The sequence below is a fragment of the Pseudomonas chlororaphis subsp. chlororaphis genome, from assembly GCF_003945765.1.
Classification (GTDB): Bacteria; Pseudomonadota; Gammaproteobacteria; order Pseudomonadales; family Pseudomonadaceae; genus Aquipseudomonas; species Aquipseudomonas chlororaphis.
In genome coordinates this window covers 1,560,108-1,575,333 of sequence record NZ_CP027712.1, presented here as the reverse complement: position 1 = coordinate 1,575,333, position 15,226 = coordinate 1,560,108, and the positions used below count along the sequence as shown (strand labels likewise).

Below are 15,226 nucleotides of genomic sequence, written 5' to 3'. Positions count from 1 at the left end.
TCGGTTCAGGCCTTCTTCAGCCAGTAACGATAGACCCCAGCCTCGTCTTCCTCGCGAAGCAGGGTATGACCGGCCAAACGGGCAAAGGTGCGAAAGTCGCGCTGGGAGCCGGCATCCGTGGCGATCACCTTGAGCACCGCGCCGCTGGCCAGGCGATTGAGTTCCATCTTGGCCTTGAGCAGCGGCAGCGGGCAATTCAGTCCGCTGGCATCGAGCTCGGCGTCGTGGGCTACAGCATCAGTCATTGCGTCACTCCGGGAGGGTCGTCGAGGTGCCTAGAATATCTGGTCCAAGGCCTGGTGTCCGGCTACAGTAGACTCTTTGTCGACTAAGGCTTTGTGCATGACTTTTTTGCGCCCTACCCTGCTGACGCTCGCTTGCCTGCTCGCCTCACCAGGCTTCGCCGACGACCTGCCATCACTCGGTGACGCCAGTTCTGCCATTGTCTCGCCCCAACAGGAACACCAACTGGGCCGCGCCTGGCTGGCGTTGCTGCGCAGCCAGGTTTCGCAACTCAACGACCCGCAACTCAAGGATTACGTCGAAACCAGCGTCTACAAACTGGTCGAGACCAGCCAGGTCAACGACCGACGTCTCGAGTTCATCCTGATCAACAGCCCGCAGCTCAACGCGTTTGCCGCTCCCGGCGGGATTGTCGGGGTCAACGGCGGACTGTTCCTCAACGCCCAGACCGAAGGCGAATATGCCTCGGTGCTGGCTCACGAATTGGCGCACCTGTCGCAACGCCACTTCGCCCGTGGCGTCGAGGCTTCGCAACGCATGCAGGTGCCGATGATGGCCGCCCTGCTGGCCGGGATCGTGATCGCCGCGGCGGGCGGTGGCGACGCCGGGATCGCCGCCATTGCCGGCACCCAGGCCGCGGCCATCCAGGAACAACGGCGCTTCTCCCGGCAGAACGAGCAGGAAGCCGACCGCATCGGCATCCTCAACCTGGAAAAGGCCGGTTATGACCCGCGCTCCATGCCGACCATGTTCGAGCGCCTGATGCGCCAGTACCGTTTCGACGCCAAGCCGCCGGAGTTCCTGCTGACTCACCCGGTCACCGAATCGCGGATCGCCGACACCCGCAACCGCGCCGAACAGGCCAAGGCCGGCGGCAAGGAAGACAGCCTGCGTTACCAGCTGATTCGCGCACGAGTACAGCTGATCTACGAAGAGTCCCCCGGCATGGGTGCCAAGCGTTTCCGCGCCCAGCTCGACGAAAATCCGAAAAACGACATCGCCCGCTACGGCCTCGCCATCGCCCAGATCAAGGGCAGCCAGTTCAACGATGCCCGGGAAAACCTCAAGCAGCTGTTGGCCAAGCAACCTAACGACATCACTTACAACCTGGCCCAGATCGACCTGGATACCGCCACCAGCCGCTTTTCCGACGCCCAGGCCCGGGTGGATAAAATGCTTGCGCAGTATCCGGGCAACTACCCACTGAACCAGGTCAGGGTCGACCTGCTGCTCAAGCAGAATCGCCCGGCGGACGCCGAAAAGGCCCTGGAAAGCCTGCTCAAGACCCGCTCCGACGATCCGGACGTCTGGTACTCGGTGGCGGAAACCCGTGGCCTGTCGGGCAATATCATCGGCCTGCATCAGGCGCGGGCCGAATACTTTGCCCTAGTCGGCGACTATCGCCAGGCGATCCAGCAGCTGGATTTCGCCAAACGTCGCGCCGGCAGCAACTTCCCCCTGTCTTCACGGATCGATGCACGTCAGCGTGAGCTGATGGACCAGGAGCAGATGGTCAAGGACATGATGCGCTGAGCCCAACCGGCGCCCACAAAAAAGCCCGCCTCTTTCGAGGCGGGCTTTTTTGTGGGCGATCAATCCGCTACACGGACTACTCGGCCAGCTTGAAGGTAATGAAGCTGGCACGTCCCTGACGCAGAACCCGCATCGATACCGAACGGTTCTTCGGCAGCGCCTGGGCGATTTCAGTGAAGTTCTTGGTCGAAGTGATCGCCTGATTGTTCAGGTGAGTGATCACGTCGCCCGGCTGCAGGCCGATCAGCGCGGCTGGACCATCCTGAACTTCCTTGATCACCACACCGCCCTTGAGGTCGTAGGTTTTCTTCTGCTCATCGGTCAGCTCGACCACCGCAACGCCCAGACGGTTGCTGCTGCGCTCGGCACCGGACTTGCCAATGGCGTCCAGGGCCTTGTCTTCGTCCGGAATCGCACCAACGGTCAATTCGACGTTCTTGCGCTTGCCATCACGAATCACTTCCAAATTGGCTTTCGCACCCGCCTTGAGGGCACCGACCAGATGCGGCAGGTCCGCCGACATGATGATCGGTTGACCGTTCATGCTCAGGATCACATCACCCACTTGCAAGCCGCCCTTGGCTGCCGGACCGTCGTCCTGGATCTGGGCCACCAGCGCACCGGCCGGCTTCTCCAGGCCGAAGGACTCCGCCAGGTCTTTGTTCACTTCCTGGATAACCACGCCCAGCCAGCCGCGGCTGACTTTGCCACCGGCTTTCAGCTGGTTGGAAACGTCCATGGCGACATCGATCGGGATAGCGAAGGACACACCCATGAAACCGCCGGAACGGGTGTAGATCTGCGAGTTGATACCCACCACTTCACCGGCCAGGTTGAACAGCGGACCACCGGAGTTACCCGGGTTGATCGGTACGTCGGTCTGGATGAACGGCACATAGTTTTCGTTCGGCAGGCTACGACCGATGGCACTGACGATGCCCTGGGTGACGGTGTGGTCGAAACCAAACGGCGAGCCGATAGCCACTACCCACTGGCCGGCCTTCAGGTCCTGGGATTTGCCCAGCTTCAGAACCGGCAGGTCCTTGCCGTCGATCTTCAGCAACGCCACGTCGGAGCGTGGATCGGTGCCAATCAGCTTGGCTTTCAATTCACTGCGGTCGGCCAGGCGGACAAGGATTTCATCCGCATCGGCAATCACATGATTGTTGGTCAGGATGTAACCGTCCGACGAAATGATGAAACCAGAACCCAAGGACTGGGCTTCACGCTGGCGATCGCCCCGTGGCGAACGCGGCTGCGGCGGCATGCCACGCTCGAAAAACTCGCGCAGCATCGGCGGCAGACCTTCGAGGTCCGGCATCTGGGCGGAAACCTTGCGGTCCGGGAGCTTCTGCGTGGTACTGATGTTGACCACTGCAGGCGACGCCTGCTCGACCAGTTGTGTGAAGTCAGGCAAGTCCGCCGCCTGCGCGGTAACGGCCTGACCGAGCACCAGCACAGTAGCGAAAATGGAGAGATAGGATTTCAAACGTGGTATCGACATACGGCTCCCATTACAACGAGCGTGGTTAAGCGATAGGGACAAGAAATACCAGGCGACTCGCGCAGTACTTTTGTCCCGGAAACGACAAACAAGGCCAGAACCTAGTGGCTCTGACCTATAAGAAAAAACAGGGGGTTTTGCAAATGAAAATGTTCACCGAACATTTAGATATCTCGATTGCAGAGCTGGCATTGCAGACCTCTTACACAACCAACATTAACGCTCGATGAACACCTGGGGCTGTACTCTCACTGCGCCTTGGGCGCAGCGGCGTCGGTACGCATCGACAAGGCGATCCGTTCGGCAGTACCGATAGGTATCTCACCCACCACCGTTACCATCATCTCGCCTTCAGGCGTGGTCAGACGTCGGGAGACCGCCACGGTCGGACCCAGTTGAGTACGGGTGTCAGTCACCGTCGCGCCATTGAGCGGTTCGAGGAACACCGAGAAGCGGGCCAGGCCATCGTCATACATGAGGCTGTTGACCATGGTCTTGGTGTCGGGATCTTTACGCGCACTGCTGCTGGTCAACTCGAAGCCTGGCGGCAGCCAGTCGGAATGCCAGGCCTGCGCAACCTTCACTGCGGAAGCCTTGTCGCTGTCCAGGGCCACGGCCTTGCATTCGGCGCTGGCCTGCAGCTCGCTGTCCTTCGGCACATCCGCCGTATCCAGGCGAGTGAACTGGAAGCGCTCGAGCAACTGCCCCTTATCGTTCAACAGCAGCGATTTCAGCGGCAGGCCCGTCTCGCGGTCCAGATGCAATTCAAAACCATAACGGTGCTGGTCCCGCGGGGTCAGGGAAACAATGACCGCGGAGCGCCCAGCCACACGCGACTTGCCGATGACGGCAAGGTCGTACCAATTCTTGAGTTTTTCTGGATCGAGTGAGTGGGCCGAAGAGTTGGGGGCGTCCCCCAGTCCAGCCACCAGCGTACCGCTGACACATTGGGTACGCCCATCAACACGCACAACCTCTTGAGCGGAACCGTCGAGCTGAATCAGTCGCTCGCGGACCTGGCCATCCTGGACGCGATGCCAGATGTTATGGGTAGAAAAACTACCATTACGCTCGTAGACGAAAGTACCCTGAAAGCTTTGCTGCTGTTCGGCTTGCCCAAGACGTTTCAACCAATCCTGAGCTTCGTCGGCGTGGGCTGGAACAATGAACCAGCCACTGAGCAGAAGCGAGAGTAGAGGGATGGCGCGCATGATCCTCCTTAACGGTTTTCCAGGCTCGCCGCACGAGCATAAGGCAGAGCGCTTTCAGTGCCCTTCAGTGCAGCTTGTTGAGCATGCTGACGCAGGTAGCTTGGCAGACGCTGATCGTGCCAGCCTGGCTGACCTTGCAATACGCCGTTGGCCATAGGGCCAGGGGCTTCCGAACTCTCATTGTAGCCGGCCAATACAGCTGGGCCTTTTACTTGAGGAGCGGCCAGGGTTGGCTGGTTCGATTGCTGTGCCAGTTCGACACCAGCGATCTCATCCTGGTTGTACAGGCGAACACCCGCCAATACGGCAACGGTCACCGATGCGGCAACAGCCAGGCGACCCAGGCTACGCCATGGACCACGAGTGGCCTTGGCCGGTACGGCTTCGTCAGCCAGCGCAGCAGAAACAGCCGCGGCGATGTCCAGACGCGGAAGCAGCAATTCCTTGTGCATGGCCGCCCGGGCGATCTGGTAACGAGCCCAGGTCTCACGGGTTTCCACTTCGTCGACGGCATTCAATACCCGACGTAATTCCAGTTCGTCCGCTTCGTTATCCATCACCGCGGACAGCGATTCCTGCAGGGCTTCACGACTCATGGCGGTTCCTCTCTTGGCTGTCGCCGCTGTCTCAGGTTTCCTGCAACAACGGCTGCAGGGCTTTGTCGATGGCTTCCCGAGCGCGGAAAATCCGGGAGCGCACGGTACCCACCGGACACTGCATGACGCTGGCAATGTCCTCGTAACTCAGACCATCGAATTCACGTAAAGTTAAAGCCGTACGCAAATCTTCTGGCAGTTGCTGAATGGTTCGATGGACGGTGCCTTCGATCTCATCCCGCAGCAATGCGCGCTCCGGCGATTCGAGATCCTTGAGGCCATGATCGCCATCGTAGAACTCCGCATCCTCGGAACTGACATCGCTATCCGGCGGCCGGCGGCCGCGCGAAACCAGATAGTTTTTCGCCGTGTTGATGGCGATACGATACAGCCACGTATAAAACGCACTGTCACCGCGGAAATTACCAAGCGCACGGTAAGCCTTGATAAAGGCTTCTTGTGCAACATCCTGGGCTTCATGGGTGTCGTGCACAAAACGCACGATCAACCCGAGAATTTTGTGCTGGTATTTCAGCACTAGCAGATCGAAAGCTCGCTTGTCACCGCGCTGAACGCGCTCGACCAGCTGCTGATCCTCTTCCTGGGTTAGCATGAACACTCCTCGATAAGCTCGGAGGAGGCTTGCATAACTAAACGATCAGGCTTGCAAACATAGACTCGGGCTTTTCGCAAAAGTTCTCCCCCTCCAAGCAAGTTTCCTGCGGGCTCTGATTTGGCACGCACGAAAAACGCAGCGCGGGCAAGGCCGGCTGCGCGAATAATCCTGTCGTCGAATTGAGCTGCATGACCACGACACAAGTCCTGCATAAAACCGACGCTGTCCCTTCTATCAGGCAACCTTCTATTGAGCTTGGGGCCGTGTCAAAAGTTCCCAATCTTTATAGCCGTACGGAGCGAACATTGTGTAACCATGAAGAGAAAAAGGTTGCTACATCTTCGATACAGTCGCCAGCTCCCCGATTTGACGGAAAAATCGAGCCACCCATCACTGCCTCGCAAGACCGCTTTTCTCGCCCTCATAATTTCATAATGCCACGAAGGCACCGCTATTGTGCCGATCCCCCCCTCTATATACTAGTGGGCTGCATGGCTGCTTTGACTCGCCGATCCAGGCGTCTTGCGCCAACCCCGACCCGGGTCGCTTTTGAGCGGAATCTTCCAATGAGCCAACAGTTTCAACACGATGTTCTGGTGATAGGCAGCGGTGCTGCCGGTTTGAGCCTTGCGCTGACCTTGCCTGGTCATCTGCGCATTGCCGTATTGAGCAAGGGCGATCTCGCCAATGGCTCGACCTATTGGGCTCAGGGTGGCGTCGCGGCAGTGCTGGACGACACCGATACCGTCGAATCCCACGTCGACGACACCCTCAATGCCGGCGGCGGCCTGTGCCATGAAGACGCCGTACGGTTTACCGTCGAGCACAGCCGCGAGGCGATCCAGTGGCTGATCGACCAGGGCGTGCCTTTCACCCGTGACGAGCAATCGGGCAATGAAGACGGCGGTTTCGAATTCCACCTGACCCGCGAAGGCGGCCACAGCCATCGCCGCATCATCCATGCCGCCGACGCCACCGGCGCGGCCATCTTCACTACATTGCTGGAGCAGGCCCGGCAACGCCCGAATATCGAACTGCTGGAACAGCGGGTCGCCGTCGATCTGATTACCGAAAAGCGCCTGGGACTGGAAGGCGATCGCTGCCTCGGCGCCTACGTACTCAACCGCGCCACTGGCGAGGTCGATACCTACGGTGCGCGTTTTGTCATCCTCGCTTCCGGCGGTGCCGCCAAGGTCTACCTCTATACCAGCAACCCCGATGGGGCCTGTGGCGATGGCATCGCCATGGCCTGGCGTTCGGGCTGCCGGGTGGCCAACCTGGAGTTCAACCAGTTCCACCCGACCTGCCTCTACCATCCGCAGGCCAAGAGTTTCCTGATCACCGAAGCCCTGCGCGGCGAGGGTGCGCACCTGAAGCTGCCCAACGGCGAACGCTTCATGCCGCGTTTCGACCCGCGTGCCGAACTGGCACCACGGGATATCGTCGCCCGGGCCATCGACCATGAAATGAAGCGCCTAGGTATCGATTGCGTGTACCTGGACATCAGCCACAAACCGGAAGCCTTTATCAAAAGCCACTTCCCGACCGTGTACGAGCGCTGCCTGGAATTCTCCATCGATATCACCAAACAGCCGATCCCGGTGGTACCGGCCGCGCATTACACCTGCGGCGGGGTGATGGTCGACCAGCAGGGCCGCACCGACGTTCCGGGTCTGTATGCCATTGGCGAAACCAGCTTTACCGGCCTGCACGGCGCCAACCGCATGGCCAGCAACTCACTGCTGGAATGCTTCGTCTATGCCCGTTCCGCGGCAGCCGACATTCTCGAACAACTGCCGCAGATCGCCATTCCGATCGCCCTGCCCGCCTGGGACGCCAGCCAGGTCACCGACTCCGACGAAGACGTGATCATTGCGCACAACTGGGACGAACTGCGGCGATTCATGTGGGACTATGTTGGCATCGTACGCACCAACAAGCGCCTGCAACGGGCTCAGCACCGGGTACGCTTGCTGCTGGACGAAATCGACGAGTTCTACAGCAACTACAAAGTCAGCCGTGACCTGATCGAGTTGCGCAACCTGGCCCAGGTCGCCGAGCTGATGATTCGTTCAGCCATGGAGCGCAAGGAAAGCCGGGGCCTGCACTACACCCTCGACTACCCAAACCTGCTGCCCGAGGCACTGGACACTATTCTGGTGCCGCCCACCTACGGCGACTGAACTTGAGCCGCACGCGCAGGCGCCGATGCACATCGGCCGCCTGCGCGTCCCGCGGCACACAGACCGACCTCACCCAGCGCTCGCCCGACAGGCGAAAACGCAACACCACCAGCAGCGGCAGCGCCAGGCTGTCAGGCCGCAGTTGCACCGGCCGCCAACCCTGCCCGGCGCACCACAACTGCCAGCCATCGGCATTACGACGCAGACCGCTGAAAGCCGAGGGATGATTCAGCAGAATCCGCCGCGGCAACGCCCAGACTCCGTGACCCAGGCACAGCAGAACCCCGAGCAGACGGGCCCAGAGTGGAATATCGAGCATCAGCAAGGCGCCCAGCGCGAACAGCTGGGCCAGAAGATAGGCCGCCAGCAATTGCCTGGAAGGCTGCCAGCGGCATTCGAAGGCGTTACTTGGGTTGGACACGATCCAGGATCATGCGGACCATGCGTTGCAGCTCGGGATCTTCGGATTCGGAGCGTTCCATGAACCAGCCGAACATGTCCTGATCTTCGCATTCGAGCAGCCTGACGTAGCAGGCACGGTCAACATCGTTCAGATGCGGATAGACTTCTTTCACGAATGGCACCAGCAACACGTCCAGTTCCAGCATGCCGCGGCGGCTGTGCCAGTAGAGGCGGTTCAATTCAACATCTTCGACCATGGAGCGCTCCTCAAATAGAGCGCAAGTATACAGCCCGACGGACACCAGAACAGTCGGCTTTGGTCGGTCACCACCCATCCTTTGTGAACTACCCATTTCAAGGGCGCCCCCTTATGATGTTCGCCAGACTTTTTACCCTGCGATGACCCATGGCTGATTCCGCTTTTTTCTGCTCCCTGTCCCACGAGGGCGTTCTCGCCGTCCGCGGCCCTGATGCCAGCAAGTTCCTTCAGGGCCAGCTGACCTGCAATCTCAATTACCTCAGTGATAGCCAATCCAGCCTGGGCGCCCGTTGCACCCAGAAAGGCCGCATGCAATCGAGCTTTCGCATCCTGCTCGAAGGCGATGGCTGCCTGCTGGCCATGGCCACCGAGTTGCTGGAGCCGCAACTGGCGGACCTGAAAAAATACGCCGTGTTTTCCAAGGCCAAGCTCAGCGATGAAAGTGCCCTGTGGGCGCGCTTCGGCCTGGGCAACGCCAATACGCTGCTGGCCGGTCTCGGGCTGGAGTTGCCGCCGGAAGACGGCGCGGTCGCCCGCAACGACGGCCTGATCGCCATTCGTGTTTCAGCGGACCGGACCGAGCTCTGGGCCCCCGCAGATAAAGCTGAGGTCTTGCGCGAAAAGCTGGCCGTGCAACTGCCCGAAGGCGATCTCAATCAATGGTTACTGGGCCAGATCCGCGCCGGCATCGGCCAGGTCATGCCGGCCACTCGTGAGCTGTTTATCCCGCAGATGCTCAATCTGCAGGCCATCGGCGGCGTCAGTTTCAAGAAAGGCTGCTATACCGGCCAGGAAATCGTCGCGCGCATGCAGTACCTGGGCAAACTCAAGCGCCGCCTCTACCGCCTGGCCTTGAACGCCGAAGAGTTGCCGGAACCCGGCACCCCGCTGTTCTCCCCGACCCACGGCAGCGCCATCGGTGAGGTAGTGATCGCCGCGCGTGCCGAACAAAACATTGAACTCCTGGCCGTACTGCAAGCCGAAGCTGCAGAGGATGGCAATCTCCATCTTGGCGCGCTCGAAGGTCCGGGGCTGCACCTGCTGGACCTGCCTTACCAGCTGGATCGCGATCGAGAAATCCAGCGCTGATCGCCGCAACTTCCTGCAATACCCCTAGAGAACAGAAATGAGTGAGCTGGCGGAAAAGGTCCAACAGGATTTGGTTGAGGCCATCGACAACGATGACCTGGTTCTGCCAACGCTACCGGAAGTGGCCCTGCAGATTCGCCGGGCCGCTGAAGATCCGGAAATCAGCGTCAGCACCCTGAGCAAAGTGATTGGCCGTGATACGGCGCTGTCGGCGCGCCTGATCAAAGTGGTCAACAGCCCCCTGCTGCGCGCCACCCAGGAAGTCACCGACCTGCACACCGCGATTACCCGGCTGGGGGTCAACTACAGCAGCAACCTGGCCATCGGCCTGGTCATGGAACAGATTTTCCATGCCCGCTCGGAGGTGATCGCGCAAAAGATGCATGACGTCTGGCGCAAAAGCCTGGAAGTGGCCGGAGTCAGCTATGCCCTGTGCCGCAGCCATACCCAGTTGAAGCCCGACCAGGCCGCCCTCGGCGGGCTGGTGCACCAGATCGGCGTACTGCCGATCCTAACCTATGCGGAAGATCACTATGAGCTGCTGTCCGACCCGGTCAGCCTCAACCACGTGATCGAGCACATCCACCCATTGCTGGGCGACAAGCTGCTGCAAGTCTGGGAGTTTCCGGAACAGCTGGCCAAGTTGCCGGGGCAGTACCTGGACTTCCAGCGCCAGTCCGAGCGCCTGGACTATGTCGACCTGGTGCAGATCGCCAGCCTCTATTGCCACAAAGACACCGACCACCCACTGGCGAAGATCGATATCCTCAGCGTGCCAGCCTTCAAAAAACTCGGGATCGACCCCGAGAACAAGGCAATGTGCAGCGATCTGGCCGAGTCGCGGTCAATGTTCTATTGAATCAATGCTCTACTGAATCAATGTTCTACTGAACCTGTACCACAGCCTCTAGCCCGCGTTAAAACTCACCCGCACCTTCAGACCCGCCTGCGCGCCATCATGCAGGCTGATCTGCGCCAGATGGGCACGACAGATTTCGCCGACGATCGCCAGGCCCAGGCCGGAACCGGCGACATGGGGGTTGCGTCGGTAGAAACGCTCGAATACCCGGTCGCGGTCCTCCAGGGGAATCCCCGGGCCGTCGTCCTCCACCTCCAGCACCGCCGGCGCGCTGACCCGCAGGATCACGTTTCCGCCCGGCTTGGTGTGGGCCAGGGCATTGTCCACCAAGTTGCTCAGCAGTTCGTTCAAGAGGGTTGGTTCACCGCGCAGCCACACCGGCTCATCGGCTTCCAAGGCCAGGGCGATACCCCGGGCGTGGGCCAAGGGCGCCATGGCCATGCCCAACTCGCGGGCCAACTGGCTGAGATCGAGCAATTGCGCGCCGCCCTCGGCAATCGCCCGGGCGCCGTTTTCGATCCGCGCCAGGGACAACAGTTGATTGGCCAGATGGGTCAGGCGATCGGTGCCCTGGGCGGCGCTTTCCAGGGTATTGCGCCAGGTCTCGGGCTCCGAGGCCCGCAGACCCAATTCCAGGCGCGCCTTCAACGCCGCCAGGGGGGTGCGCAATTCATGGGCGGCGTCGGCGATGAACTGCGCCTGACGCTCGAACTGGCCACGCAGTCGCTCGGTGAAGTGATTGAGCGCCCGCACCAGGGGCCACAACTCGCGTTGCACCTCGACCAGCGGCAAGGGCCGCAAGTCGTCGGGCTGGCGCTCCTCCACCGCGCTGCGCAAACGCTCCAGCGGACGCAACGCGGCGCTGACCGCGAACCACACCAGCAACAACGCACCGATGGCCAGCATGCCCAGGCGCAACAGGGTATCGGCCATCAGGCTGCGCGCCATGCGGACCCGCGCCTCGTCGGTCTCCGCCACGCGAATCTCCGCCATGCCGTTCATGTTCGGCTCGCTGACCGCCTTGAGCAGGCTCACCACGCGGACGTTCTGCCCTTGGTAAGTAGCATCGTAGAACCGCGCCAGCGCCGGATAATCGTCGGTGCGCGGCGTGCCCGGCGGCGGACCGGGCAGGTTTTCGTAACCGGAAATCAGCTTCTGATGGATATCGTTGACCTGGTAATAGATCCGCCCGGCACTGTCGTAGGCGAAGGTATCGAGGGCGACATAGGGCACATTGGCGCTCAGGCCACCGTCACGCTGGGACAAACCGGCGGCGATGGTCCGGGCCGAGGCCAGCAAAGTCCGATCGTAAGCCGTATCCGCTGCCTCGCGGCCGTTCCAGTAGGCACTCAGGCCGCTGGCCAGCATCAGCACCACCAGCAGCAGTGCCAGGTTCCACAGCAGGCGCCAGCGCAGGCTGCTGGGCCTATGCATCGCGGCTTTCCAGCAGGTAGCCAAGCCCGCGGAAGGTGACGATGGCCACCGGTTGGCCGTCGAGTTTCTTGCGCAAGCGATGGACATAGATCTCGATGGCGTCCGGGCTGGCCTCTTCATCCAGGCCGAACACCTGGGACGCCAGTTGCTCCTTGCTCATGACCCGCCCCGGCCGGGCGATCAACGCCTCGAGTACCGCCTGCTCGCGGGAGGTCAGGGTCAGCAGCTCTTCACCCAGGGTAAAGCGCCGGGTATCGAGGTCGTAGGCCAGCACCCCGCAGCGCTGTACTCGCTCACCGCCGAGCACGCTGCGCCGCAGCAGGGCCTTGACCCGTGCTTCCAGCTCGGTCAGTTCGAAGGGCTTGGCCAGGTAGTCGTCCGCCCCCAGGTTGAGGCCGTGGACCCGGTCCTTGACATCGCTGCGCGCGGTCAGCATCAACACTGGCAGGTTCTTGCCCCGGGCCCGCAGGCGCGCCAGCACTTCGAAACCATCCAGGCGCGGCAGGCCCACATCGAGGATCGCCATGGCGTAATCCTCGCTGCTCAGGGCCAGGTCCGCGGCGACTCCGTCGTGCAGCACATCCACGGTCAAACCCGTGCTCTTGAGCGCCTGGGCGACACTTTCAGCCAGCTGCAGGTGGTCTTCGACGAGAAGCACGCGCATGGATTTCCTACCTCGTTCAGGGGATCGACGGCACTTTTTATTGCCGCGGAGTTTACAGCCGGGACCGCTGCTGTGAAGCCCGAAAACCGTGAAAGTCTGCTGAAAGGTTAGCGAAAGGTTGGCCCTTTAGAGTCCTGTCACGGATTGTTTCGACTTCCGTGGCTACCTCCCGGTGGCATCCCGAAAAACGCCTCGAAGCGTTTTCGCCAATAAGAACAATAACGGAGTACAACACGATGCTGTCCATGCAGCCTCAGGCTTGCCAGCCTGTTCGTTTTTCCCGTCTCAGCCACACCGCCCTCGCCAGCGCCGCCGCCCTTGCCGGTTTCTCACCGATCAGCCAGGCCGCCTTCTTCGAAGACAGCAGCGCCACCCTCGAAACCCGCAACATGTACTTCAACCGCGACTTCCGCAGCGGTACCAGTGCCCAGCAATCCAAGCGCGACGAATGGGCCCAGGGCTTCATGCTCAACCTGCAATCGGGCTACACCGACGGCACCGTGGGCTTTGGCGTCGATGCGCTGGGCATGCTCGGCATCAAGCTCGACTCCAGCCCCGACCGCACCGGCACCGGCCTGCTGCCGACCCACGACGACGGGCGCGCCGCCGACGAGTACTCCAAAGTCGGCCTGACCGGCAAAGTGAAAATCTCCGCCACCGAACTGAAGATCGGCAGCCTGATCCCGGAACTGCCGACCATCAAGCCCAACGACGGGCGCATCCTGCCGCAGACCTTCGAGGGCGGCCTGCTGACCTCCAGGGAAATCAAGAACCTGACCTTCACCGGCGGCCGCCTGGAGAAAGCCAAGGATCGCGACAGCACCGACTTCGAAGACATCGCCCTCAACAACAAGAACAGCCGCTTCGCCGGCACCGTCGCCGGCAAGCACTTCGACTTCGGCGGCCTGGACTACAAGTTCACCGACAAGATCACCGGCAGCTACCACTTTGCCCAGCTCGCCGAGGTCTACAACCAGCACTTCTTCGGCCTGCTCGCCTCGCAGCCGATGGGCCCGGGCACCTTCGCCACGGACCTGCGCTTCGCCGTCAGTGACGACCAGGGCCAGGCCCGCGGCGGCAAGATCGACAACAAATCCCTCAACGGCCTGGTGAGCTACGCCCTGAACGGGCATAAACTCAGCGCCGGCTACCAGCACATGTCCGGCGACAGCGCCTTCCCCTACCTCGACGGGGCCGATCCGTACCTGGTCAACTTCGTGCAGATCAACGACTTCGCCGGCGCCGAAGAACGCTCCTGGCAAGCCCGCTACGACTACGACTTCGGCAAACTCGGCATCCCCGGCCTGACCTTCATGACCCGCTACCTGAGCGGCGACAACATCGCCCTGAAAAACGGCGATACCGGCAAGGAATGGGAACGCAACACCGAGATCAAGTACGTGGTGCAAAGCGGCACCTTCAAGGACGTCGCGGTGCGCCTGCGCAACGCCACCTACCGCTCCAACTATTCGGCCCGCGATGCGGATGAAGTGCGTCTGCTGGTGAGCTACAGCCTGGCGCTCTGGTAATCGACCGACCTTCGGCAGGCGCCACGCCTGCCAAGGCCCCTGGCATGCAACACACAACAACAACTCCTGTGGAGACAAGCATGAACCCATCACTGCGTAAATTGGCCCTCGCCGCCGGCTGTATGCTGTTCGCCGGTCAACTGCTCGCCGCCGCCAGCGCCGAACCCAAGCGCCCGGAATGCATCGCCCCGGCCTCCCCCGGCGGCGGTTTCGACCTGACCTGCAAACTGGCGCAGAGCGCGCTGGTCAACGAAAAGCTGCTGACCAAGCCGATGCGCGTGACCTACATGCCCGGCGGTGTCGGCGCGGTGGCCTACAACGCGGTGGTGGCCCAGCGCCCTGCCGACGCCGGCACGCTGGTGGCCTGGTCCAGCGGTTCGCTGCTGAACCTGGCCCAGGGCAAGTTCGGCCGCTTCGATGAAAGCGCGGTGCGCTGGCTGGCCGCGGTCGGCACCAGCTATGGCGCCATCGCGGTGAAGAGCGACTCGCCGTACAAGACCCTCGACGACCTGGTCAAGGCGCTGAAGAAAGACCCGAGCTCGGTGGTGATCGGCTCCGGCGGCACCGTCGGCAGCCAGGACTGGATGCAGACCGCGCTGATCGCCAAGGCCGCCGGGATCAACCCGCGCGACCTGCGCTACGTGGCCCTGGAAGGCGGCGGCGAAATCGCCACCGCGCTGCTGGGCGGGCACATCCAGGTCGGCAGTACTGACATTTCCGACTCCATGCCGCACATCCAGAGCGGCGACATGCGCCTGCTCGCGGTGTTCTCCGACAAGCGCCTGGACGAGCCGGAAATGAAAGACATCCCGACCGCCAAGGAGCAGGGCTACGACATCGTCTGGCCAGTGGTGCGCGGCTTCTACCTCGGGCCGAAGGTCAGCGACGAAGACTACGCCTGGTGGAAAGACGCCTTCGACAAGCTGCTGGCTTCCGAAGAGTTCGCCAAGCTGCGCGACCAGCGCGAGCTCTTCCCGTTCGCCATGACCGGGCCGGAACTGGACGCCTACGTGAAGAAACAGGTGGCCGACTACAAGACCCTGGCCAAAGAGTTCGGCCTGATCCAGTAATCGCCCCTGTCTAGCGGCCCTGCCCCTTTCGCGG

15 protein-coding genes are annotated in these 15,226 nt (G+C 61.6%); 6 read left to right on the top strand and 9 right to left on the bottom strand.

What is annotated here, in order from left to right:
- Positions 1-5: 5 nt before the first annotated feature.
- The gene (locus C4K27_RS07140) at positions 6-245 is read right to left on the bottom strand and encodes a sulfurtransferase TusA family protein (RefSeq protein ID WP_007930235.1); all 240 of its coding nucleotides are present in this window, start codon (positions 243-245) and stop codon (positions 6-8) included.
- Positions 246-342: 97 nt separating this feature from the next.
- On the opposite strand from C4K27_RS07140, the gene C4K27_RS07135 reads away from it, so the two are divergent.
- Complete coding sequence (locus C4K27_RS07135) at positions 343-1,776, top strand: M48 family metalloprotease (RefSeq protein ID WP_007930234.1); 1,434 nt, start codon at positions 343-345, stop codon at positions 1,774-1,776.
- 76 nt (positions 1,777-1,852) lie between these two features.
- Here the strand turns inward: C4K27_RS07135 and C4K27_RS07130 are convergent, their stop codons facing one another.
- The 4 genes from C4K27_RS07130 to rpoE all read right to left on the bottom strand — a co-directional run bounded on the left by C4K27_RS07130 (position 1,853) and on the right by rpoE (position 5,700).
- Positions 1,853-3,280, bottom strand: coding sequence for a DegQ family serine endoprotease (locus C4K27_RS07130; protein WP_007930233.1), 1,428 nt, complete (start codon positions 3,278-3,280; stop codon positions 1,853-1,855).
- 248 nt (positions 3,281-3,528) lie between these two features.
- Positions 3,529-4,491, bottom strand: coding sequence for a MucB/RseB C-terminal domain-containing protein (locus tag C4K27_RS07120; protein WP_053259947.1), 963 nt, complete (start codon positions 4,489-4,491; stop codon positions 3,529-3,531).
- An 8-nt stretch (positions 4,492-4,499) separates the two neighbouring features.
- On the bottom strand, positions 4,500-5,087 hold the full coding sequence (locus tag C4K27_RS07115) for a sigma-E factor negative regulatory protein (protein ID WP_007930231.1): 588 nt from the start codon (positions 5,085-5,087) through the stop codon (positions 4,500-4,502).
- A gap of 31 nt (positions 5,088-5,118) precedes the next feature.
- The gene (gene rpoE, locus C4K27_RS07110) at positions 5,119-5,700 is read right to left on the bottom strand and encodes an RNA polymerase sigma factor RpoE/AlgU (protein ID WP_007930230.1); all 582 of its coding nucleotides are present in this window, start codon (positions 5,698-5,700) and stop codon (positions 5,119-5,121) included.
- Between the two features lie 569 nt (positions 5,701-6,269).
- On the opposite strand from rpoE, the gene nadB reads away from it, so the two are divergent.
- Positions 6,270-7,886: an L-aspartate oxidase gene (gene nadB / locus C4K27_RS07105; RefSeq protein ID WP_009042585.1), complete on the top strand. Its 1,617-nt coding sequence runs from the start codon at positions 6,270-6,272 to the stop codon at positions 7,884-7,886.
- Here nadB and C4K27_RS07100 read toward each other — a convergent pair.
- Positions 7,855-8,307, bottom strand: a complete 453-nt coding sequence (locus tag C4K27_RS07100) for a protein YgfX (protein ID WP_053259946.1) — start codon at positions 8,305-8,307, stop codon at positions 7,855-7,857. The genes nadB and C4K27_RS07100 overlap by 32 nt on opposite strands.
- Entirely contained in the window at positions 8,291-8,545 is a 255-nt protein-coding gene (locus C4K27_RS07095) for an FAD assembly factor SdhE (RefSeq protein ID WP_007930227.1), read from the bottom strand. Before C4K27_RS07095 ends, C4K27_RS07100 begins: the two co-directional genes overlap by 17 nt.
- A 149-nt stretch (positions 8,546-8,694) precedes the next feature.
- On the opposite strand from C4K27_RS07095, the gene ygfZ reads away from it, so the two are divergent.
- Together ygfZ and C4K27_RS07085 are read left to right on the top strand one after the other, a co-directional pair.
- Entirely contained in the window at positions 8,695-9,636 is a 942-nt protein-coding gene (ygfZ, locus tag C4K27_RS07090) for a CAF17-like 4Fe-4S cluster assembly/insertion protein YgfZ (RefSeq protein ID WP_053259945.1), read from the top strand.
- A 37-nt stretch (positions 9,637-9,673) separates the two neighbouring features.
- Positions 9,674-10,495 (top strand): HDOD domain-containing protein, encoded by an 822-nt coding sequence (locus C4K27_RS07085; RefSeq protein ID WP_053259944.1) that lies wholly within the window; start codon positions 9,674-9,676, stop codon positions 10,493-10,495.
- Between the two features lie 48 nt (positions 10,496-10,543).
- Here C4K27_RS07085 and C4K27_RS07080 read toward each other — a convergent pair whose 3' ends face one another.
- Positions 10,544-11,929: a sensor histidine kinase gene (locus tag C4K27_RS07080; protein WP_007930222.1), complete on the bottom strand. Its 1,386-nt coding sequence runs from the start codon at positions 11,927-11,929 to the stop codon at positions 10,544-10,546.
- Positions 11,922-12,593: a response regulator gene (locus tag C4K27_RS07075; protein WP_053259943.1), complete on the bottom strand. Its 672-nt coding sequence runs from the start codon at positions 12,591-12,593 to the stop codon at positions 11,922-11,924. Before C4K27_RS07075 ends, C4K27_RS07080 begins: the two co-directional genes overlap by 8 nt.
- 236 nt (positions 12,594-12,829) lie before the next feature.
- Between C4K27_RS07075 and C4K27_RS07070 the strand changes: the two genes are divergently transcribed.
- Together C4K27_RS07070 and C4K27_RS07065 are read left to right on the top strand one after the other, a co-directional pair.
- Positions 12,830-14,122: an OprD family porin gene (locus C4K27_RS07070; RefSeq protein WP_009042579.1), complete on the top strand. Its 1,293-nt coding sequence runs from the start codon at positions 12,830-12,832 to the stop codon at positions 14,120-14,122.
- 80 nt (positions 14,123-14,202) lie between these two features.
- Positions 14,203-15,192 (top strand): Bug family tripartite tricarboxylate transporter substrate binding protein, encoded by a 990-nt coding sequence (locus C4K27_RS07065; RefSeq protein ID WP_023968150.1) that lies wholly within the window; start codon positions 14,203-14,205, stop codon positions 15,190-15,192.
- The last annotated feature ends 34 nt before the right edge of the window (positions 15,193-15,226 follow it).

What these genes read in the sequence shown, in the direction of transcription:
- C4K27_RS07140 (WP_007930235.1), bottom strand. Translation starts at nt 245, where the DNA reads ATGACTGATGCTGTAGCCCACGACGCCGAGCTCGATGCCAGCGGACTG.
- C4K27_RS07135 (WP_007930234.1), top strand. Translation starts at nt 343, where the DNA reads ATGACTTTTTTGCGCCCTACCCTGCTGACGCTCGCTTGCCTGCTCGCC.
- C4K27_RS07130 (WP_007930233.1), bottom strand. Translation starts at nt 3,280, where the DNA reads ATGTCGATACCACGTTTGAAATCCTATCTCTCCATTTTCGCTACTGTG.
- C4K27_RS07120 (WP_053259947.1), bottom strand. Translation starts at nt 4,491, where the DNA reads ATGCGCGCCATCCCTCTACTCTCGCTTCTGCTCAGTGGCTGGTTCATT.
- C4K27_RS07115 (WP_007930231.1), bottom strand. Translation starts at nt 5,087, where the DNA reads ATGAGTCGTGAAGCCCTGCAGGAATCGCTGTCCGCGGTGATGGATAAC.
- rpoE (WP_007930230.1), bottom strand. Translation starts at nt 5,700, where the DNA reads ATGCTAACCCAGGAAGAGGATCAGCAGCTGGTCGAGCGCGTTCAGCGC.
- nadB (WP_009042585.1), top strand. Translation starts at nt 6,270, where the DNA reads ATGAGCCAACAGTTTCAACACGATGTTCTGGTGATAGGCAGCGGTGCT.
- C4K27_RS07095 (WP_007930227.1), bottom strand. Translation starts at nt 8,545, where the DNA reads ATGGTCGAAGATGTTGAATTGAACCGCCTCTACTGGCACAGCCGCCGC.
- ygfZ (WP_053259945.1), top strand. Translation starts at nt 8,695, where the DNA reads ATGGCTGATTCCGCTTTTTTCTGCTCCCTGTCCCACGAGGGCGTTCTC.
- C4K27_RS07085 (WP_053259944.1), top strand. Translation starts at nt 9,674, where the DNA reads ATGAGTGAGCTGGCGGAAAAGGTCCAACAGGATTTGGTTGAGGCCATC.
- C4K27_RS07080 (WP_007930222.1), bottom strand. Translation starts at nt 11,929, where the DNA reads ATGCATAGGCCCAGCAGCCTGCGCTGGCGCCTGCTGTGGAACCTGGCA.
- C4K27_RS07075 (WP_053259943.1), bottom strand. Translation starts at nt 12,593, where the DNA reads ATGCGCGTGCTTCTCGTCGAAGACCACCTGCAGCTGGCTGAAAGTGTC.
- C4K27_RS07070 (WP_009042579.1), top strand. Translation starts at nt 12,830, where the DNA reads ATGCTGTCCATGCAGCCTCAGGCTTGCCAGCCTGTTCGTTTTTCCCGT.
- C4K27_RS07065 (WP_023968150.1), top strand. Translation starts at nt 14,203, where the DNA reads ATGAACCCATCACTGCGTAAATTGGCCCTCGCCGCCGGCTGTATGCTG.